The organism is Bacillus cereus group sp. MYBK15-3 (assembly GCF_051916765.1).
Lineage (GTDB): Bacteria > Bacillota > Bacilli > Bacillales > Bacillaceae_G > Bacillus_A > Bacillus_A cereus.
The window spans coordinates 226,825-245,589 of record NZ_JBQAHG010000006.1; the positions used below are offsets into that span (position 1 = coordinate 226,825).

The window sequence follows — 18,765 nt, forward strand, 5'->3', positions numbered from 1 at the left end:
GGGAGATAATTATCAATAAGACAGTAACTAGTTGTAGAAACAAAACTGGTACGGTAACTAAATATATGAGGTAAACAAAGGTCTAGTTGTTTCTAGACCTTTTTTCTATGGGAGGTTGTTAGATATGCCAACACAGGAAGATAAAATAAAAGATAGTTTAGAGTTTTGTAGAGTGACGATAGATACATTATTACGTAGCGAGTACGGACTAAGGTTACAAGCTCCGGTGGTTGTGAATCCCTATTTACGTAAGGCACACGGGTTAGTGAGGGTAGCTTCTCTTAAAGGGACAGGAAAACCTGATGTAACAAAAACGAGAATTGAGTTCAATAAAAAGGTCTTGTTAAACGCAAGTAAAGAGCATTTGCGTGGGGTTGCAAGGCACGAGGGAGTCCATTATGCGTTATTGATGCTTGGAAAGCCGCATAGGGACGGCACAAAGATGTTTGAGTCTGAAATTAAAAGGTTAGGAGTTCCGAGTAATTTTGGAGAGGTTACAGAAGAGAGCAGGGAGTTATATAAAGACTCAATTAAAGGCTCATTGTGGTATTTCTGTGAGTGTGAGTCCTGCGGGAAGTTAGCGAAGATTTGGAAGAGAACACCCCCTAAAGGTGCGGTGCAGAAAATGGCTCGGTATCGCTCTAGTTGTTGCCGTTCGAAATTGGTCTATAAGGGCGGAGAAGATGCGCAGGTAGTTATGGGTAGAGTTGTAAAACAAAACGAGGAAAGCCGGGCAAAGAGGGGCTTAAAATAGGCATAGGGTTTTAGAGTAAAAGAAACATAGGGTTAGGGGAAATGAAGCTATAAAACTAAGATAGAAAAAGGGGTTGATGTTATGTATGGAGATTCACTGACGGTAAAAGAGAGATATGCGTTACATGCGCTATGGGTGAGCTTTGCTTCGTTTTGGGGTGCGGTAGGTTACGTAATATATCGACTGGTAGCAGGTGTATAGGATGTGGAATCCAGTATTGTTTGGGATTTTAATGTTAGGTGTTTCGTTGGTACTTTGCGGAGTGGTTACGCATCGGTTAGAGGTAAGTAAGAAGAAAAGAGTAGCGAAGGAACGTAAGGTATACAAGGAAACAAATCAGAAAGCACAGTGATAGGAACAACACAATAGATAATGAACAATGATAAGAAAGGCAGAGTCACAAATTCGGTTATGCGTTAAGATAGAGGTAGAAAACCTTTTGAGCTGTAATTCGAAATAGGCGCTGTCTTTTTTGAATTAAGAAAGCAGGTGATTTAGTTGAAGCAAGGCGTATTTGCAGACGGAAAATGTATCACAACGTTTGAGGATGAAGCGGAAGCAAATAAGGAGTTTGCTATACTGAATAAACTGATGCCTACTCGGTACGAGTTACGACCTGTGGAGGGTAAAGAAGGTGAAGATAGTCAGTAAATGGAGGGATAAGTTATGAATCGGATACCAAAAATGCCGGGGGATTTGTATTTATTTCCGGTAGCAAAGAAAGAAGTAAAAAAGTTAGATATCCTTAGGTTACTGAGTGCTATCAGACATATGGAAACGATGCAGGATAACGGATTCCAAAAACTAATGATAACGTTCAGCGGGTGGGACGATAACCCGAATGATATTTATGAAATCCCTGAGATTCGTGCGTGGGTAAAGATGGTTGTAGAGCGTATGCCACATATTTTTTATTTCATTACGGATATTGAGAAGATGAATAGTCTAGTAGCTTGCTGCTATTTTGATGTTTTGGTACATCATGAGGGCGAGAAGTTAACGGAGAAAGAGTGGGCGGAACGTGGTCAATTTACAGTAGACTCTCGACCTACCAATCGTATTGCAATTACGTGGGATAAAGAAAAACTAGCTAAAATCCATAAAGGGTTATTGGACTACGGAGAAACAATTGGGCAATTAGATTTAGCAAATAAAGCGTTCCGAGATATTACAGCTGATAAAGAATAGGTAATGTAGGGGTCTGTGAGGTGTTGTTGTGTATACATCATTATGTATAAAGGATTTTGAGGGTTGTAAGCGAGGGGACTTTTTTGATACGTATGAGGAAACAAAGTATACTTATGTTAGAAAAGAAGATGGGGGCAGTGGTGAGTTTATAAAGATACTCAGTAGGGAATTTAAAACTTACTTTTGGCATACATTTGATGCGGTGTTTGTTCCCCATGTGGTTAAAGAAACAACGTTTAAGTTCTTCTCAATTAAATTTACGAAGGATACTGACTACGACGAGCTTTATAAATTTGACTTTGAGTTAGAGACAAAGTACTTGAGGAGAATCCAAAGAGAAATTATCTACCCTATCCATCGAATAAAAGATAGGGATTTCCTTAAAAACTTTTCGTCTACGTTGAATTATACCTTGGGTAGTCTAGTAGAGTTAGCGAAAATGCATAAGGATACGGATGTAGATTTGGATGCTGAGATTACTAGAGCGGCAAGCTACTGTAGTGAGTTAGAGACTTTGTATTTTAGTGCAAATAAATTACCTAGATTGCAGGTAACACATATGTTAGAGGAACATCATACGCATATGGATGCAATTGTGAAAACGATGAAAGAAATGAATAAACAATAACATGGAGGTTTGATACCAATGATGAATAGGGTCATACTGGTCGGGCGATTAACAAAAGACCCCGATTTGAGATACACGCCAAACGGAGTGGCGGTTGCTACGTTTACGCTTGCGGTTAATCGTCATTTTGCGAATCAGCAGGGGGAACGTGAGGCAGACTTCATTAACTGCGTGATATGGAGAAAGCAGGCTGAGAATGTAGCAAACTATTTAAAGAAAGGTAGTTTAGCAGGGGTCGATGGACGCTTGCAGACACGTAACTACGAGGGGCAGGACGGTAAGCGAGTATATGTTACGGAGGTTCAGTGTGAGTCAGTACAGTTTTTAGAGCCACGTAATGGCGGAGCGCAGCCTTATCCACCTGCAGGTAACGGTGGAAGTCAATTTGGCAATCAAGGTGGAAGTCAGTTCGGTACTGGTGGAAATTCTGGGTTTAGGAAAAACGATGACCCGTTTAGTAGCGCAGGACAGCCAATTGATATTTCGGACGATGATTTACCATTCTAGGTTAAGGGAAATAGATGAGGCTAGTGAAAGTAGGCAATAGGTAATGTAAACAACAACGCCGTTGCATACCTTTCTAGGTACGCATGTAGCTGTCTTAAACGTTATATGAATTTCATATAACCTCTCCTTTATAACATAGATAAAGAGAAGCGGGGATTACCGCTTTTCTTTCGGGATGTCTATTGACTGAAATATAATAAACTGGTATAGTAAAAATAACAAAAACAACAAAACAAAAGGTGGTTCACATATGAAGAAAGTTGTAAAGCCTTGTGTAGTGATTACGAAAAAAGATACAAATATAGTAGGGTTACGTCTGGTACAGGTGATGCCTGTGGATTATATAAAAAAGAATTATGGTGATTTAGATAGTTTTTATGATTCTTTAGAAGGAACGATTTTAGAAGGTGGCGTTTGTAAGATTCAAAAGTCTAACGAATACGATGAGTGTTTCATTGTAGCGTAAACAAAGGAGAGGTTACTGTTGAAAAAAGAGTATAAAGCGTATCCGAATGCCCATCTACTCTCAAATTGGGGAGAGTTAATCAAACTAACTAGAGATGAAGTTGTAGGTATTATGGCTGACTGGGAAGAAATTGAAAAGTACAACGATGGATTAAATAAAGAAATGTATACAAAACGACAAGAAGAGCAGCAAAAAGCGGTCACAGCTATGCAGTCGTTAGGGATTCAAGTGAAGAAGTATAACAGAAGGAGCTTAGTGCCTAAGTTTACAGGGTATGTTCCTTGGTTTAAGAAGAACGTACTGGATGAGTTAGATAAAAAATACCCTTCTTGTAATCGTGATAAGCCGTATGCGCATATGTGCGAAAAAGAGGTAGATGGAGTTAAGCTTTACAACAACCAATCACCTACAAACTTGGTGCAGTTATATGACCGTATAACGTGGCAGTACAACCGCAAGATTAAAGAGGTAAGTAAAGCAGATAAATTGCTTGTTAAATCTATTCAGTACGCTGCTGAGAACGGTATTAATATCGAAGGGCTATCACCAAAAGATATTGTAAAGGCAGTGGATGAGGTAGCGAGAGATAAGTACCGTGAGGAAATCGTAACTTGGGAAGAAGTTGATTTAAAACATGGGTGTTCGGAGTGTAATACATATGTGATGGGTGAACATCGCTGCTCCTGTGGTAACGCTAGAATCAGTATCAATATTGAAGGCGATATTTTAGATGGATTTTACTACGACTTAGAGAATTGTTAAAGAAGATAAAGGTACTTGCGTATAGGCGTGAGTACCTTTTATTGATTACAATAGAGGTACTAAAACCAAGGAAAGCGGGGTGGGTTAATGTTAGATAATAAACTAGGAATTGCAACCCAAGATGAGTTAGACAAGGCAGAAGAACGAGTAAGTAAAGTCAGCGCAAAACGACTATATGACTCTGGGGATATTGATAACATAGAGGTAGGGACGTATAAAGGGCTAGTGGATATTCATACCTATCTGTTTGAGGACATTTATGATTTTGCCGGGGAGATACGTACGGTAAATATAGCAAAAGGGAATTTTATGTTTGCACCTGTTATGTATTTAGAAGGTTCTCTTAGGGGTATTAATCAAATGCCACAAGCTAGCTTAGACGAAATTGTTGAAAAGTATGTAGAAATGAATATAGCGCATCCGTTTCGTGACGGTAACGGTCGGAGTACACGTATTTGGTTAGATTTAATTTTGAAAAAAGAATTAAAAAGGGTTGTGGATTGGGGTGTAATTAAGAAAGAAGAATACCTTTCAGCAATGGAACGAAGTCCAGTAACTGATTTAGAGATTCGTAACCTTATTGGAGGAGCGTTAACGGATAAAATACATAGTCGTGAGGTGTTCATGAACGGTATAGATGTTAGTTACTGCTACGAAGGTTTTTCACATTATCGTATAGATGGGTTATAGATAAATATAAGCAGATGTGCAGGTGTTCAGTCAGACACCTGCTTTTAAATTATTTTCAATTTTACATTGACCAAAATATAATAAACTGGTATAGTAAAGATAGTTAAAACAAACCAAATTACTAGGAGGAAATACCGTGAATAAAGAGTCAGTTCAAAGATGTTTAGATAAAGCGAAGGAAGATTTAGCAAAAGTACGTAAGAAAAAAGCAGAATTGGACATGCAAGAACGTAGATTAGAAAGTGAAATACGCGAGTTTGACCTTGAGTTACAAAGAGATAAATACGCAGGTATGACACAATCTGAATACTTTAAAACAATTTCGGGTGTTGAGTTCCAAGAGGGTGATTTCCAAGTAGTAATTGGTGGGTTATATGGGAACGGAGTGTATGTGTTTGGTAACGATGGAAGCATGGAATTACAGCTTAACGGTTTATTCGGTGAGCAAGCTAAAAACGAGCTTTGGGTAAGTCGTGCTAATGTTCCAGGTAAACAGGATTACTACAAAAAATATCAACCGGGAGAAGTACCTAAAAATAAAAAAGCTATTTACGATGCAATGGTGTCTGTTAAAAATAAATACGGTAAGATGATGGAGAACGGGGAAATCGAACCGAAATAAGGTACAAAACAAAAAGGAGACCTACCTACGGGCGGGTCTTAACCTAGCAAATGTGGAGGTTATTGCTGTGGGAACATCATCTAAAGTCGAGAAGTTACAAAATGAGTTAGCTAGGGTTAATGCAGAGAGTGAAGATGTAAAAAAGAAAATAAAAGCGATGCAGAGAAAAGAATATAAATTGGAGAAAGAAAAAGAAGATATAAAAGGTAGGCTAGAACGAGCTAAATATTATGGAATGTCCCGTAAAGAATATCTTAAAGCAATCAAAGGAATTACGATTCATGATGAGGGTGTTGTAATTGATGTCAGGGGAAGTGCTACTGTATACGTGACGTGTAGTAATGCGGATGTGAGGTTCTGGGTGTGCGGTGCGTTCGATAGGTATAAGGTAGCTCTAAACGTAGAGGAGACTGTGGACGGTAAAGTTAAGTATAAGCTGTATCACCGAATACCGAAAGATAAAAAAGAGATTTATAATAAACTAATTTCAATTAAAACAAAATACGGAAATATGATAGAAAACGGGGAAATTGAACCACATAAAGATGTAAAATAACTAATCAAAAAGGGGATGTAGAAATGCATTACGTAGACAAAAGTGGTAAGAAGATTACAGTAGGTAGACAAAACCTTACGAAAGAGACAGTTGAATTAGTGGACGGAAATAAAAAGGTAGAAGCACCGATGTTCAGTGATGAAGATGGGGATATTGGTTTCGTATATAACGGCGAGGAAGTATTCTTTAGGTTTTTAAAACCATATTGACCAAAATATAAAAAATTGGTATAATAGAGGTAACAAAACGAGCAACGGGAGTGGTTACTGTGGGTAAAAGAAAACGTATAGCGATTATGTGGTTAGCAGAGGATATGTTATATCATAGTAGTGATGAGGTAAGAGCTAAAGCACATAAGGAAGATGCTAAGCCAGTGTGGGTAGGTCTGGATGATGATTACTTTATCGGGACGGTACAACACGTAGATGTAGCAGAAGGCTTGATTTTTGATAGTGTGAAAGAGGCTGAAGAAAAGGTTAATGCTTACAACGAAAAACTAGTGGTGTAAGTAAAGGCATTCGTTGAGGATGCCTTTTTATTACGCTAAACTATTGACTAAAATATAAAAAATTGGTATACTAAAGCTAGTTAGAACAACAAATAATTTTACGTATACCTGTGATAACGGGGTACGAGAAACGGTATAAAATTCTACTTATAATAAATGTATACACTGGAGGATGGTGATTATGTATTACTACGTACATAAAGAACATATAAACGAGCTAGAGGTGTGTAAAGGGGAGTTAGGTCTACAGGATGCATTAGATAAGATGGTTGCAGAGGATAAAGGGTTTCAGATTATTTCTGATTTCACTAACTTTGCCGCTGAGTTCGAATTTTTCCCTTTGAATCCTGATGACGATGCTGTAGATGAGATTGATGTTATGAATCTTGTTAAGCGTATGGAGTATATTGATTCATATGTGTTGTATACAGTTGAGGATAAGACTCCACCATTAAATCGAGCGGATTCAAGTGCTGGGTTTGATTTAGGAGAGTTGGTACGTATAGGTACTAGTAAATACTTTGATAGTCTAGAGGTTATGGTTCGGGAGTCTTTAGAGACAAAGAAAGCATTCCGTGTACCGGATATGGATGCGAGTATTGTGTATAAAACGTTTGGTACACAGTTCAATATGTATATCTTTATTGATTGTGAATTTGAGGATTCTACAATGGGTGTACTAACTAAGGACAGTATGGTTATGAATGTAAATAATACATTCCCAGTTGCTAAACTTGTGGAATGTGTCGGTAAGGATAGTGCGATTGTGTGTATCCGTGAAGATAGAGTTATGTCGGGGTTCTTGGGTGGTTTAGAGGCTGCGGGAATCCCGTGTGCGGTAGTTGTTCCTCGTTTCTTGGGAACTGCTGACGACTGGTTATAAACTAAAAGGCTGCTCCAAGAGAGCGGTCTATATAATAAGGGGGTAGAAGTATGAATTATTATGTACATGCAGAACATCATGACGAGTTGGTAGCCTATGAAGAGGGGTTAGAGCTGCAACAAGCCTTAGATGTGTTAGTAGAAGCAAACAAGGCGTTCAAGATTCCAACGGACTTCAGCAACTTCCCGAGTCCGTTTGACAGAGAAGGTGTTGAGCAGTTGCAAGATATTACGAAGATGCTAGTGTTTAGTGATAACTTTGTGAAATATGAGGTTAAAGATGTTGAGCCTACAAAGAATGTGTTTTTAGATGGGGAGGGTGAAATGCTATCTTCTCTGAGTTTGACGGCAATACATAAGTTTTACGAAGATGTAAAAGGGGTTATTCGGTATGCGGTAGTAAAAGGAGATACATTCCGAATTGCAGACGGGGCAGCCACTCTCATTCCGCATTACTTTTTAGATGAGTTTGATGTAATGGTTTGTGTAGGGTACAAATTCGGGTTCTACGATATGAAAGACCTTGTAAGGCATATGGAGTTGCTGCAATTTGATGATGCTACACAAATGAAAGAGGTTGCGGAACGGAACAAAGGCGAGAGAGCGCTTGTACTGGTTAGCGAAGAGTTTGCAACCGATGAGGTACTGGAGGAGCTAAAAGAAGCCCGTATCCCTTGTGGGGTTATTATGAAGTGCTTAGGTGTTGAGGAAGAGAAAGAGGCACTAAACATTACGGTTACGATTGAAGAAAAATAAAAGGAGGTAAGGAAGATGACAAACAATAAGAAAAACAAACAGGACGTACAGTCGTCAGGATTAAGTGAACACATTTCTAAAGGGTATCTAGATAATGTAACTAAAGGACAACGAAAAAACGAGAGTCTAGATATGTTAACGGCAAGTAACTACCATTCTGGTAAAGAAGGTGAGAAGTTGCCAGTACCTGAGGGTGGTTGGGTTTCTGGTTCTTATGCAAAAACAGTCATAACTGAGGGCACTATGGATGACATGAGATTAGCTGAGTCGGGTATCGAAATGATGGAGTATGCTGCAGGGGATGTGGATGCGGTACGTGGTATGTATATCGTACAGAAAATTGCTGATATGCTGTCTAAGCTAGAAAAAGGCGAAGATTTCGAGGTTAAAGATTCTGAGTTGTACTACCTGCGTGAAGCAATTAAAAAGACAGGTAAACGTGCAGTAGCTATCGGAAGTTATTTAGATGAGGAAGATGAAAACGGGGTTACGATAGTAAAAGATGACTTAATCGATGCGTTACGTGTACCTATTTCTTTTGCGGTTGCTAGTGTACACGACAGGGCGGTTATAAGCCGACAAGAAGGAGTTTTATATATCTGGGTTAGAGACTAAAAAACACCGTCTGGAGCGCTTCTAGGCGGTTGAAACGGTAAGAAATACTGTATAACTAAAGATGGGAGGGAGTAAGGTATGAAAACACATGAAATTTTTGCTTGTTTAAAGCCGGGATATAAGGCAGTTTGTGTCGGGAATGAGCAGGTCGAGGTCTTTTGCAATCGATACGGAATCTATTTTCAAGTAGATGAGTTCGGGGTGTCCCATGATTTTAAGCCAGAACAGTATGAAGATGTAATGTGGAAGTTGGTGTCTGTGAAGTGATAGGTGCTGAGGAGATACTTGGTAGCTTAGCTAAGAAAAAGAGTTTTGTAGTACCAAAGGAAGATAGAAGTCTAGTTATGGATGTACTTGCAAATAAAGGTGTGGCATATCCACATATTACTGATGTACCGGGAGTACACCAGTATACGAATTCGAAAGAAGGGATGTGCAGGAGGTTGCAGCCCTTCTTTCGTAAATACAAAGATGAGTTTGATTGGTTTCTTGTGGATACGAACGAGAAAACCTTTGTTTGGAATATCGATAGTGAGATAAGGCAGATTTATCTTGGTGTTGAGGTAGGAAAGTTGGTTCTCGTAACCGCTGCGCTTGTTGTGGCTGTTTGGGGAGTTTTCCATTTTGGACTACGGTTAAATATTATGTAGATGTGATAGGGTGAGGTAAATGAGTGATTTAGTAGGTGCGTTTCAAAAGATGTACCAAGGAGAAAGTTTTCATGCAACAAAAGAAGAGGCAAAAGCAATACGTGAGATATTCGATACGGATGGGGTTCGTTACGTTCATATTGCAAACTGTCCGGAGCTGCGTGAAAATGGGATTGACCCTGAGGTACTGGGGTCTATTGCGCACAGCCACGGCGTAGGAGCTAAATGGTTAATGTTAGAGGATAAAGACGGGGAGTTTCTTTGGAATATAAGCGATGAGTTTTACAGTCGTCCTTATAGAGGAGATATTCCTTGGATAAAGAAACACTTTGGGTTTGTATTTTTAGGCTCTGCAGTATTATTAATCGCACTTACGTATCTTCTACAGGGTTTAGGTCTATGAAGATTCAGTCTAAGGAAGATATGTACAAGAAAAGAAAGCAGATGTGGTTAGAATATAAAATACTGACGGAGCTTTTGTATGTTGGTTCGATACTAGGTATTCTAGCGACAGCATTGGCATTACATAAAGTATTTATAGGGTAACGAATTTGAAAGGATGCTTTGTATGTCTCGAGAAGAGAAGGTAAGTAAAAAGGGAAAAGGCTTAGGTCGTTGGAGATGTTTCGATGACATTACGATTAAAGCCAGTATCCCTGTGTTTCTTATAATGGTTGGGATTGTTATGTATGTACTTTATTTGGATTTTTACGAACCTCAGGTACAAGAAGCGGCAATTAAAAAGGGTAACGCTACATACGTGACAGTGCTTGAAAAGAGCAGAAACGACAGGGGTAATGAAGATACACGGTACGAAATCCGTGTGAATGGTGAAGGGGAAACAATACAAATTGGTGTAGACGATAAGGTATATAAGGATGTAAAAATCGGAGATACGATAGCGATTACTGAGTACAACGGTAAATTTTATGTAAAACAAGTATGAGAGGGCGGTTAATATGGATAATAACGACTACTTTTTAATTGTAACGCAGGAGGATGGAATTAAGTCTTATTCTAGGTTAATAACACATGAGAATTTCGGGTTAAACTTAGAGATGAATGGGGATAGAGACCTTGTGTTAAAAAGGATGGTTAGTGCTATCAAATCGGGAGAAGTTATCGGTAGTGAGGTTTACACTCCTGATAAAGTTATCAAAGTTGGGGTTAAGAAGCTGCATGTAGGGAGATTAGACAACCCACTACACAAAGGTGAAATCAACGATGATATTCAATTAAAACTTAAAAATGGTGCAGTGATATACACTTCTACATCTGAGGCATATTACGCAGAAAATACGGCTTACGGTAATTAAGGGAGAGCTTGTAGATAGGAGGGTTCGCATGTCTGTAGAAAATAAGTTAAAAGAGACGGATAAACGTAAAGGAAGTTTCGCTTTACCTTTAGGTCTTTTCTTTTTAGGTATGGTCTGTCTGATGGTAGCTAAATTTATTTGGGATGTTATGTGAGGTAATAATAAGAAAAGGAGAGTTTCACTAATGAAGAAGTTCGATGGGTGGTTTGCTGTTATATTTGGGGTTTTCTTTATTGCAGCGGTTTGTTTAGTGGTAGGGAAAGGTATTTGGGATACGATAGGTGAGCATAATGCCTTACAAAAAGGGGATGTACATTACGTACAGGTTAGTGATAAGGAAATAAACGAAACAAAGAAGGGCGAACCGCCTATGTATAAGATAAACGTACAGGATGGTGACGGAACTCGTGTAATAACCGTAGACAAGTCGGTGTACAAAAAAGTGAAAAAGGGTGACGACCTGCCGGTTGTGATGTATGGAGATAAAATGTTAGTAAAGGACTGATAGCATATGGGTGAATCAAAAGGTATGTTTGGTCTATTAGTTACTGCGGTAATCCTTCTATTATTTATGGGGAGTATGGGGTATAACTTTTACCAACTTGCTGTAGGTACGTCTGAAGATGCTACAGATGGTGCAGAGGTCGTGAGTGCTACTGTTGTAGGTAAGGAAGAAGTAGAGAATGAGGTAACGGAGAGTAGTTATGTAGCTATGTTGACTGTTCCGGTTATTATGCCTGTGTACACAAACTCGACTGCAGATGGTGTAAGTGATTGCTATATAACCGTTCTGGTCGATGGGAAAGAATACAGGATTCTTGTGGATAAGGATACCTACAACAAAGTAAATAAGGGGGATACCTTGGAGGTAATGAAGAATCTAGATGTTGTTTGGTTACAAGGGAACGGTGTCCCGATTACTGAATTTAAACGATAAAGGCAGGTGTCTTAATGTTTGAGAATACGAAGCAGTGGTTTATTGCAGCAGGTCTACTGTTGGTGTTCATTGGGGTATCAATCGGGTTTTCGATAGATAAAGGTTTACGGGAACAAGAAGCCTTGAAGAATGGTAGAGAAGTACAGGCAATTGTGGTAGATAAAGAAATGGTACAAGGTGGTTCGAATATGCTCCTAACAAGTGGAATGCCGATTCCACTTTCAGATGACCCAGATACTTGCAGTATTAAGGTCTATATGGGGAAGAAAAACCACGATATAGATGTAGATGATAAGGTGTATGAGTCCTTACAGATTGGCGATAAAATTAATGTTATTGAATATGAAGATAAGGTTATATTGAAAGACAAGTAGGATATAAACAAACTCCTTGAAAGTACAAATAGATAAGTGAAAGTCATTTGTACAAGGAGAGGTTACATGAGTAAAAAGAAAGCGATTATCGCATTGGGTGCTGTTTTATGTACGATTGTAGTTTCTGTATCTGGGTTAAAGGTGTATGCGCATACAGAGAAACAAGCAGTTATTGAGAAAGGTAAAAGTGAGACGGCTTACGTTGTGTCTAAGGAAGTAACAAGTGGTTCTGATAAGTCCTATGGGGATTTAAAAATAGATGTATCTGGTAAAACGTATCTTGTAGGTGTAAGCAAGGAGCAGTATAACAAGGCAATAGAGGGTACAGATATTTCTGTTTATGAATATGAGAACAAAGTAGTTATCGATGAAAATAGAGGATAATGAGGGTTGTGTCCGAGCAATCCTTTTTATTTTGCCTAAAAATGTGTGTGACTTTATGTAGACGTAATGTGAGTTTAATGTAGACTTTGAATTCGACTATATGCCTTTGATATAGGGGAAGTTATGTATGAATAAAGGGAAGAAGAGTCTATGTTGACTTAAGTACACATTTAAGTTGACTTTATGTAGACTGTTTAAAGTCGGTGTAGAAATGGAGTATGTTCTGAAAAGGGTGTAGTTGTATAGAAAGAATGTAATGGAGGACGTTTTATGCGTAGGGTTGTTGAATTTTATATAGGTTTATTGGGAAGTACATTCGGTGTGTTGGATACGATTTTATATGGGTACAAATTGCAAATGTTTGATTGGAATACATCTGGAGCGGTTGGAGTTATTTTGGCTGCTCAGGTAATAGCCCTCGGGTTAAGTGTAGCTATGACAAAGATAAACAGGTTTGTGTACGGAACGTGTATGGTAGCTATCGGAGTGATGTCCTTATGGGTATCAGTATCGGGGTTATTGATTCCGGCGATACTTGAGGTATTGTGTGGTGTGTTAGTGTTTCGAAAAATTAAGTTGGTCGGTAAGGAAGCCTAAGGTTATGGGCTTCTTTTTTGATACAAACAATCGAGATTCTTGGGTAGTCTTTTGATATAGTTAAAAATAGTAAGACGGATATGTATTGACTAAAATATAATAAACTGGTATACTAAAGATAGAAAATACGGAAGGGTGAATGTAGTATGAGTCAAGAAATTAAAAAGAAAATCGATGAATTACGGGGTGAAATTATTCACCACGATAAGCTATACGCTGCAGAGCGACCTGTCATTACAGATACGGAGTATGATGTGCTATACAATCGACTTGTTGATTTAGAGCAAAAGTATCCAGAGTATAAAAGCGAAGATTCACCTACACAACGAATTTATACGTTTGTGCGTAAAGGTTTAATGGAGGTAAAGCATCGTAATAAGCTGCTATCTTTAGAGAAAGCTACCGATAGAGAGGGTCTAGTGTCGTTTACAAATCGTTTCCCGAACTGCTCATTTAAAACAGATGATAAGGAAGATGGATTAACAATCGGGCTTACATACATAGATGGGTTGCTCCTTCAAGGGGTCACTCGTGGTGACGGTACAGTAGGTGAGGATGTTACGCATGCAATTCATGTATTACCAAGTGTACCGAAGGTTATTGATGCAAAAGGTCTAGTTGAGATTCGTGCGGAGGCTATTATCCCGTTTGAGGACTTTGAACGTATCAATGCGGAGCTAATTCGTGAAGGAAAAGAGCCGTACGCTTCTCCACGTAACCTTGCTAGTGGTTCAATTCGTTCCTTCGAGGCAAAGGTAGCATTAGAGCGTGGAGTACAGCTACGAGCATATCAAATTGTTGAAAACGGAACGTCTACGGCTATGGGTGACATGGAGCTGCTGCGTAAGTGGGGCTTTACAGTAAGTACAACAAAACTATTCCAGTCCGATGAAATTGAAGAGTTAATTGAATATTGCTTAACGTACGCAGAGGAAAAACGTCCTCATATTGACCACTTAATCGACGGATTGGTTATTACGGTTAACGAGAAGGAAGAACATATCCGTGCGGGTTCTACAAACAAACACCCTAAATATGCGATTGCGTTTAAGTTCGATTCAATGGATGCAACAACGAAGATGCTAGATACGGTTTGGACGGTAGGTAAAACAGGGCAGTTAACACCAAACGCAGTATTAGAGCCAGTTACGATTGCAGGGGCGACGATTAGACGAGCATCTCTTGCTAACATTTCAAACATCCAGAGACGAGATATTCGTGTAGGGGATACGGTTGTAGTGGCTAGAGCTAACGATGTAATTCCACAAGTCACTTCTGCGGTTAAAGAGCTGCGAACTGGGGAAGAGGTAGAGATTCAAGAACCTACAGAATGCCCTGTATGTGGGGGTCATGTAGAGCGTGTTATTGGTAAAGATAAGCATGGCGATGAGTCTATTTCTCTGTACTGCGTAAGTAATAGTTGCCAAGCACAGGTAGAACGTGTCTTGCAGTATTTCGTGTCTCGACCTGCTATGGATATCGATGGTTTAGGTGAGAAAACAGTAACCATGTTATACCAAAAAGGGTTTGTGAATGGAATTACAGACATCTTTAAGTTACAAAGCCATGCAGAAGAGATTGCGGGATTATCTGGCATGGGTAAAGGTAGTGTTGAGAAAATGCTAAAAGGGATTGAGCAAACAAAAGGAACGCCATTATCCCGTGTTATGTCTAGTTTAGGGGTTCGAAACATTGGTAAAAACGTTTCTAAAATCCTTGCCGATAAGTATCACAGTTGGGAACATATCGTGAGAGCCTACGCAGCAGGTACGCTTCATGATGAAGTGATTGAACTGGATGGAATCAGTCATGTACTGGCGGGTGAAATCGTCAATTTCGTAGGTAATGAGGATGTACGAGAAACAATGCAGTTCCTACTTTGGGAAGGGTACTGTGTCGATGAGCCGATTGAAGAACCATCCGAAGTTGAACCTTCATTAGATGGGTTATCGTTCGTTATTACAGGTAAGTTGTCAGAGTCTCGAGACAATATCGCAAAGCGTATTAAAAGCCTTGGCGGTAAGGTTAGTGGTTCTGTCTCTGCAAAAACGTCTTATCTAGTCTTAGGTGGCTATAATGATGAGACAGGGGAGTTTGAAGGTGGTAAAATGAGTTCTAAACATAAGAACGCATTAGACCTGCAAGAAAAAGGGTCTGAGATTCAAATTATCTCTGAAAACAAACTAAAAGAATTGATGTAATTGAGAGGGGGCTTTATGTCTCCTTTCTTTATGAAATGTATAATTTGCAGGAGGGTAATTATGAATTACAGTCAGGAAGAAAAATTTAAACCATTTACAAGTGAAACATTGGAGTACAGAGATGGTAAGTTGTTCATGGTACATAGCGATATTTCCTTTAAGTGTTTAAAGGTTGTGGGAAACCGTTATAAGGTATTTGTAGATTACGGGTTTAAAGGGAATTCTCGATATGCAGACGATAAGAGTGATTACTATGTGGTGGATACAAAAGGTAATACACTCCTTAAGCCATTAGACTACAGTTTCGCGGCACTTGTTAAATCGTTAGAAGATAAGGTTGAAAAAGAGACGCCTACAGAGATGAAAATCGCACCGTTTGTTACAAATACACGAGTGTTTACTATGACTATACAGAATTTGGTTCATGATGGTTGGGTATTTTCAGAGTTAGATAGCGGGGATTTAAAGGTTGAGAACAAAGGACTTGGAATAGAAAAAACGTTTAAAGATGAGCAAAAATTCGAATCTTGGGTTTTTGCTGAATCGGAGAATTTCTAAGAGGTTAGTGTAAAGGACGGGGTTAGTTTGTTTCAAAACGTAGATTTGATGTCGTTAGTTCCTGATACGATTATGCTACTTATTTGTATTGGGTTAATGAAAGGGATTGAGTGGAAAGCTTCTGAGAAAGGTAAGTATTCCTTTTTCAAATTTGACCATAAAAGGTTAAACGGAACGGGGTTAATGCTGCCGTATATGGTATTAATTCTCATGTCTGTCTGTGAAGCAGGAAGATGTGTAGCGAAGATGTTGGGGGTGTTGTAAATGAATTGGGTGGTCGAAGCATTGTTGGCTATTGTTCAGTTTATAGGGGCTATAGTTATATCTCGTTATTTGCTAGGTTGGTATCAAAATAAATACGCAAAGGATTGTAAGAGATTCGAGATTCGCAGAGTTTACAGTCTTGTACCAAAAGAGCGTAAGGTAAAGTACGTTTGTGGGATAGTGGGTATATCCTTGCTTTTTGTTGTAGCAATAAAAAGAACAGTAGAGGTTGTTGGGTATCTATTTGTTTAGGGGTGGTTGTGTGGATTATCTAGTTAGGTTTTTATTGTCGTCTGTATTTTTATTTATATCGTTTCGATGGGTTGTGTATATAAAGGATACTTACAAATATACAGGTGTTGTGCGTATAGTTATGGGGTTATGTAAATTCTCAGACTCTAGGCTAGTTGGTGTGTGCTTGGTAGCTTCATTGTTTGCATGTATTGGGATTTCGGGACTTATTTTTGTTTTATACCAAATGGTTTACGTATAGAGGGTGTGTACCCTCTATTTTTTATGGGAATGTAAACAGAGTGGGAAAGTTCTTTATAAGGGTATAAAGGAGTAGGAGGTTCTGAGATGGTTAGGGACTTAAACATTTCGGCTAAAAAGGAAGAAAAGGCGAATAAAAAACCGAAAAAGCGTGGTGTAGGTTCGCGTATTTTACAGATAACAGCAGCGGTTGTTGTTATTATACCTATCGTTTTTGCAGTGTATCTGTTTTATTGGAAAGACATTAAAGATGCGGGTACAAATGTAAAAAGCGGTGTAGACACTAAGGTAGATAAGGTAAAAGAGAGTGTAAAAGAAGATAACGAGAAGGGGTCTACGGATTTACCTAGTGATGGAAATTCTTTTATTAAAGACAATATGGATAAACTATTCAAGTAAATAGGGGTGTTGGTAATGGGTGTAAGTGGATTACGTTTATGTATACATAATGATAGGGATATGGTACTTTCTATACCGGTCAATGATGGGACTGAGGTAAAGGAAACTTTTACAGTAATGGAAGATGCACTCGGGGCAGTTTTATACTACGAGGAGCATGGAGCTGCTGTAGAGGTGGTTGATGAGAGGGTTGCGCTTAAATGCGCATAAGGCTGCGGAAGCCTTTTCTTTTTATAATTCCATTGACTAAAATATAATTTCTTGGTATACTTAATATAAGATAAACGAAAACCACTGGAGGGATTGCAATGTTATATATTTCAAGAGAGAGTCGTGAAAATTGGAACGGTACTATTTCGGAGTTAAGACCGCATGAGTTTAACGGTAAGAAGTGGGATGAAATGTTCGGTTCAGTTGAGGAACTCGTTCAGTGTACTAAAGAAATTGATATTGAAAAATTCAAGAGTGCAAGACATAGTGGTTGGGGTTATATAAATAGTTTTGTTAAAAGATTAAACGATGATGGTGAGCTTTCACCCAAACAGGTTACGCAGTTAAAACGTTTGGCAAGCGAAGTGTATACATATACTTGGAATGTAGAGAATATTGAGAATTACGGAAAAAGAGCCATAGATAACGGAAGATAGAGCTAACAACAATAGCGGGTTATGTAGAGAACCGATAAGGTTAGGTAATCCTAACCTTTTTATTAAGGAAACACATTGACTAAAATATAATAAACTGGTATATTTAAAACAACAAAAAGGAAATGGGGATGGGGAATATGAGAAAAGATGTTGTACTATCCGAAAGAATCGATAGAAACGGGACAAAACACCAAATAGTGGAGACAAACTGTAGCAGATGTGGTGGGGCAGGTTTTAGTGATAGATGGAAGCTTACAGGACGGGTATGTTACCAGTGTGGCGGGGATGGGCGCATGAATGCGAAGCGTAAAGTATATACACCAGAGCATGCTGCTAAACTAGAGGCTAGAAGACAAAAACGAGAAGAGAAAAGGTTGGCAGAACGTCGGGAGAAGGCGAAAGAAACAAATAAGCAGAAGATGGAGGACTTAGGTTTTCACAAAGGGACAATACACATGGTACTTGGGGATATATTCTCCCTACGAAAAGAGTTAAAAGAGGCAGGAGCTAAACATATATCAGGGGTGGGTTACTACTTTACAGATAAACCAGAGAAGTATCCAACAGCTGAGTTAAACGTGGAGGAGTTAGTTGCTTATACGGATTATGGTGCTGTATATGTGTGTAGTCCTGAGTTCACAAAGGATTATATTAAATCGGTCAGACTTGCAAATGAGTATCAAAGCCAGTACGTGGGGGAAGTTGGGGATAAACTAGAATTAGACCTAACGGTTATGGTTTCTATTGAGCTTGAAGGTATGTATGGCTACACGTATATTAATAAAATGCAGGATGAAAAGGGTAACATATTTATGTGGAAAACACAGAAAAATCTAGAAGCCTATGCAGATGATGACAAGAAAATCAAACTAAAAGGAACGGTTAAAGACCATACTGAATATCGTGAGGAAAAGCAAACGGTATTAACTCGATGTAGGGTAGTAGAGGACTAGCGATAGTCCTCTTTTTACTTTCTATTGACTAAAATATAATAATATGGTATATTAAAAAC

At 38.8% G+C, this 18,765-nt stretch carries 36 protein-coding genes; all 36 read left to right on the forward strand.

Annotation, left to right across the window (positions count from 1 at the left end; translation table 11 throughout):
- Nucleotides 1–124 precede the first annotated feature (124 nt).
- The 36 genes from ACTFR8_RS23440 (at nt 125) to ACTFR8_RS23615 (ending at nt 18,706) form a co-directional block, all read left to right on the forward strand.
- A complete protein-coding gene (locus ACTFR8_RS23440) occupies nt 125–754 on the forward strand; it encodes a hypothetical protein (protein ID WP_221660460.1) in 630 nt (209 codons plus the stop codon).
- Nucleotides 755–956: 202 nt separating this feature from the next.
- On the forward strand, nt 957–1,106 hold the full coding sequence (locus ACTFR8_RS23445) for a hypothetical protein (RefSeq protein ID WP_221660461.1): 150 nt from the start codon (nt 957–959) through the stop codon (nt 1,104–1,106).
- Nucleotides 1,107–1,252: 146 nt separating this feature from the next.
- Nucleotides 1,253–1,405 (forward strand): hypothetical protein, encoded by a 153-nt coding sequence (locus tag ACTFR8_RS23450; protein ID WP_193635430.1) that lies wholly within the window; start codon nt 1,253–1,255, stop codon nt 1,403–1,405.
- Between the two features lie 15 nt (nt 1,406–1,420).
- A complete protein-coding gene (locus tag ACTFR8_RS23455; RefSeq protein ID WP_221660462.1) occupies nt 1,421–1,942 on the forward strand; it encodes a hypothetical protein in 522 nt (173 codons plus the stop codon).
- Nucleotides 1,943–2,342: 400 nt separating this feature from the next.
- Complete coding sequence (locus ACTFR8_RS23460) at nt 2,343–2,570, forward strand: hypothetical protein (protein ID WP_440028301.1); 228 nt, start codon at nt 2,343–2,345, stop codon at nt 2,568–2,570.
- Between the two features lie 18 nt (nt 2,571–2,588).
- On the forward strand, nt 2,589–3,077 hold the full coding sequence (ssb, locus tag ACTFR8_RS23465; protein ID WP_221660464.1) for a single-stranded DNA-binding protein: 489 nt from the start codon (nt 2,589–2,591) through the stop codon (nt 3,075–3,077).
- 250 nt (nt 3,078–3,327) lie between these two features.
- Nucleotides 3,328–3,543 carry a hypothetical protein gene (locus tag ACTFR8_RS23470; RefSeq protein ID WP_221660465.1) on the forward strand — a complete coding sequence of 72 codons (216 nt, stop codon included), beginning with the start codon at nt 3,328–3,330 and terminating at the stop codon, nt 3,541–3,543.
- A gap of 18 nt (nt 3,544–3,561) precedes the next feature.
- On the forward strand, nt 3,562–4,305 hold the full coding sequence (locus tag ACTFR8_RS23475) for a hypothetical protein (protein WP_440028304.1): 744 nt from the start codon (nt 3,562–3,564) through the stop codon (nt 4,303–4,305).
- 87 nt (nt 4,306–4,392) lie between these two features.
- Nucleotides 4,393–4,995, forward strand: a complete 603-nt coding sequence (gene fic / locus ACTFR8_RS23480; protein ID WP_440028307.1) for a protein adenylyltransferase Fic — start codon at nt 4,393–4,395, stop codon at nt 4,993–4,995.
- A gap of 136 nt (nt 4,996–5,131) precedes the next feature.
- Nucleotides 5,132–5,617 (forward strand): hypothetical protein, encoded by a 486-nt coding sequence (locus tag ACTFR8_RS23485; RefSeq protein ID WP_440028309.1) that lies wholly within the window; start codon nt 5,132–5,134, stop codon nt 5,615–5,617.
- A 67-nt stretch (nt 5,618–5,684) separates the two neighbouring features.
- Nucleotides 5,685–6,173, forward strand: coding sequence for a hypothetical protein (locus ACTFR8_RS23490; RefSeq protein WP_221660469.1), 489 nt, complete (start codon nt 5,685–5,687; stop codon nt 6,171–6,173).
- A gap of 23 nt (nt 6,174–6,196) precedes the next feature.
- Complete coding sequence (locus ACTFR8_RS23495; RefSeq protein WP_193635439.1) at nt 6,197–6,382, forward strand: hypothetical protein; 186 nt, start codon at nt 6,197–6,199, stop codon at nt 6,380–6,382.
- A 59-nt stretch (nt 6,383–6,441) separates the two neighbouring features.
- The gene (locus ACTFR8_RS23500) at nt 6,442–6,681 is read left to right on the forward strand and encodes a hypothetical protein (protein WP_221660470.1); all 240 of its coding nucleotides are present in this window, start codon (nt 6,442–6,444) and stop codon (nt 6,679–6,681) included.
- A 181-nt stretch (nt 6,682–6,862) separates the two neighbouring features.
- On the forward strand, nt 6,863–7,564 hold the full coding sequence (locus ACTFR8_RS23505) for a hypothetical protein (protein WP_440028312.1): 702 nt from the start codon (nt 6,863–6,865) through the stop codon (nt 7,562–7,564).
- 50 nt (nt 7,565–7,614) lie between these two features.
- Entirely contained in the window at nt 7,615–8,319 is a 705-nt protein-coding gene (locus ACTFR8_RS23510; protein WP_440028315.1) for a hypothetical protein, read from the forward strand.
- Between the two features lie 15 nt (nt 8,320–8,334).
- Nucleotides 8,335–8,934 carry a hypothetical protein gene (locus tag ACTFR8_RS23515; RefSeq protein ID WP_440028317.1) on the forward strand — a complete coding sequence of 200 codons (600 nt, stop codon included), beginning with the start codon at nt 8,335–8,337 and terminating at the stop codon, nt 8,932–8,934.
- Between the two features lie 78 nt (nt 8,935–9,012).
- Nucleotides 9,013–9,201 (forward strand): hypothetical protein, encoded by a 189-nt coding sequence (locus ACTFR8_RS23520; RefSeq protein WP_221660474.1) that lies wholly within the window; start codon nt 9,013–9,015, stop codon nt 9,199–9,201.
- On the forward strand, nt 9,177–9,584 hold the full coding sequence (locus tag ACTFR8_RS23525) for a hypothetical protein (RefSeq protein ID WP_440028320.1): 408 nt from the start codon (nt 9,177–9,179) through the stop codon (nt 9,582–9,584). The genes ACTFR8_RS23520 and ACTFR8_RS23525 overlap by 25 nt, the downstream gene beginning before the upstream one ends.
- 19 nt (nt 9,585–9,603) lie before the next feature.
- A complete protein-coding gene (locus ACTFR8_RS23530) occupies nt 9,604–9,987 on the forward strand; it encodes a hypothetical protein (protein ID WP_221660476.1) in 384 nt (127 codons plus the stop codon).
- Nucleotides 9,984–10,130, forward strand: a complete 147-nt coding sequence (locus tag ACTFR8_RS23535; protein WP_221660477.1) for a hypothetical protein — start codon at nt 9,984–9,986, stop codon at nt 10,128–10,130. The genes ACTFR8_RS23530 and ACTFR8_RS23535 overlap by 4 nt, the downstream gene beginning before the upstream one ends.
- Nucleotides 10,131–10,152: 22 nt before the next feature.
- Nucleotides 10,153–10,530 carry a hypothetical protein gene (locus tag ACTFR8_RS23540; RefSeq protein ID WP_440028323.1) on the forward strand — a complete coding sequence of 126 codons (378 nt, stop codon included), beginning with the start codon at nt 10,153–10,155 and terminating at the stop codon, nt 10,528–10,530.
- A 13-nt stretch (nt 10,531–10,543) separates the two neighbouring features.
- Nucleotides 10,544–10,900 carry a hypothetical protein gene (locus ACTFR8_RS23545; RefSeq protein WP_221660479.1) on the forward strand — a complete coding sequence of 119 codons (357 nt, stop codon included), beginning with the start codon at nt 10,544–10,546 and terminating at the stop codon, nt 10,898–10,900.
- Between the two features lie 28 nt (nt 10,901–10,928).
- Nucleotides 10,929–11,054 (forward strand): hypothetical protein, encoded by a 126-nt coding sequence (locus ACTFR8_RS23550; protein WP_260459668.1) that lies wholly within the window; start codon nt 10,929–10,931, stop codon nt 11,052–11,054.
- Between the two features lie 30 nt (nt 11,055–11,084).
- Nucleotides 11,085–11,405 carry a hypothetical protein gene (locus ACTFR8_RS23555; protein WP_221660480.1) on the forward strand — a complete coding sequence of 107 codons (321 nt, stop codon included), beginning with the start codon at nt 11,085–11,087 and terminating at the stop codon, nt 11,403–11,405.
- A gap of 6 nt (nt 11,406–11,411) precedes the next feature.
- The gene (locus tag ACTFR8_RS23560) at nt 11,412–11,837 is read left to right on the forward strand and encodes a hypothetical protein (protein ID WP_440028325.1); all 426 of its coding nucleotides are present in this window, start codon (nt 11,412–11,414) and stop codon (nt 11,835–11,837) included.
- A gap of 14 nt (nt 11,838–11,851) precedes the next feature.
- On the forward strand, nt 11,852–12,211 hold the full coding sequence (locus tag ACTFR8_RS23565; RefSeq protein ID WP_221660482.1) for a hypothetical protein: 360 nt from the start codon (nt 11,852–11,854) through the stop codon (nt 12,209–12,211).
- Nucleotides 12,212–12,277: 66 nt separating this feature from the next.
- On the forward strand, nt 12,278–12,595 hold the full coding sequence (locus tag ACTFR8_RS23570) for a hypothetical protein (RefSeq protein ID WP_221660483.1): 318 nt from the start codon (nt 12,278–12,280) through the stop codon (nt 12,593–12,595).
- 270 nt (nt 12,596–12,865) lie between these two features.
- Nucleotides 12,866–13,192 carry a hypothetical protein gene (locus ACTFR8_RS23575; RefSeq protein ID WP_440028327.1) on the forward strand — a complete coding sequence of 109 codons (327 nt, stop codon included), beginning with the start codon at nt 12,866–12,868 and terminating at the stop codon, nt 13,190–13,192.
- 146 nt (nt 13,193–13,338) lie between these two features.
- Nucleotides 13,339–15,393, forward strand: a complete 2,055-nt coding sequence (ligA, locus tag ACTFR8_RS23580; RefSeq protein WP_440028329.1) for an NAD-dependent DNA ligase LigA — start codon at nt 13,339–13,341, stop codon at nt 15,391–15,393.
- Nucleotides 15,394–15,453: 60 nt separating this feature from the next.
- Nucleotides 15,454–15,951: a hypothetical protein gene (locus tag ACTFR8_RS23585; protein WP_440028331.1), complete on the forward strand. Its 498-nt coding sequence runs from the start codon at nt 15,454–15,456 to the stop codon at nt 15,949–15,951.
- Between the two features lie 27 nt (nt 15,952–15,978).
- Nucleotides 15,979–16,215, forward strand: a complete 237-nt coding sequence (locus ACTFR8_RS23590; protein WP_440028333.1) for a hypothetical protein — start codon at nt 15,979–15,981, stop codon at nt 16,213–16,215.
- Nucleotides 16,216–16,467, forward strand: coding sequence for a hypothetical protein (locus ACTFR8_RS23595; protein WP_440028335.1), 252 nt, complete (start codon nt 16,216–16,218; stop codon nt 16,465–16,467). It abuts the gene before it with no gap.
- A gap of 327 nt (nt 16,468–16,794) precedes the next feature.
- On the forward strand, nt 16,795–17,106 hold the full coding sequence (locus tag ACTFR8_RS23600) for a hypothetical protein (protein ID WP_221660489.1): 312 nt from the start codon (nt 16,795–16,797) through the stop codon (nt 17,104–17,106).
- A 15-nt stretch (nt 17,107–17,121) separates the two neighbouring features.
- Complete coding sequence (locus ACTFR8_RS23605) at nt 17,122–17,316, forward strand: hypothetical protein (protein WP_440028338.1); 195 nt, start codon at nt 17,122–17,124, stop codon at nt 17,314–17,316.
- Between the two features lie 98 nt (nt 17,317–17,414).
- Nucleotides 17,415–17,753 carry a hypothetical protein gene (locus ACTFR8_RS23610; RefSeq protein ID WP_221660491.1) on the forward strand — a complete coding sequence of 113 codons (339 nt, stop codon included), beginning with the start codon at nt 17,415–17,417 and terminating at the stop codon, nt 17,751–17,753.
- 137 nt (nt 17,754–17,890) lie between these two features.
- Nucleotides 17,891–18,706: a hypothetical protein gene (locus tag ACTFR8_RS23615; RefSeq protein WP_221660492.1), complete on the forward strand. Its 816-nt coding sequence runs from the start codon at nt 17,891–17,893 to the stop codon at nt 18,704–18,706.
- Nucleotides 18,707–18,765: the final 59 nt, after the last annotated feature.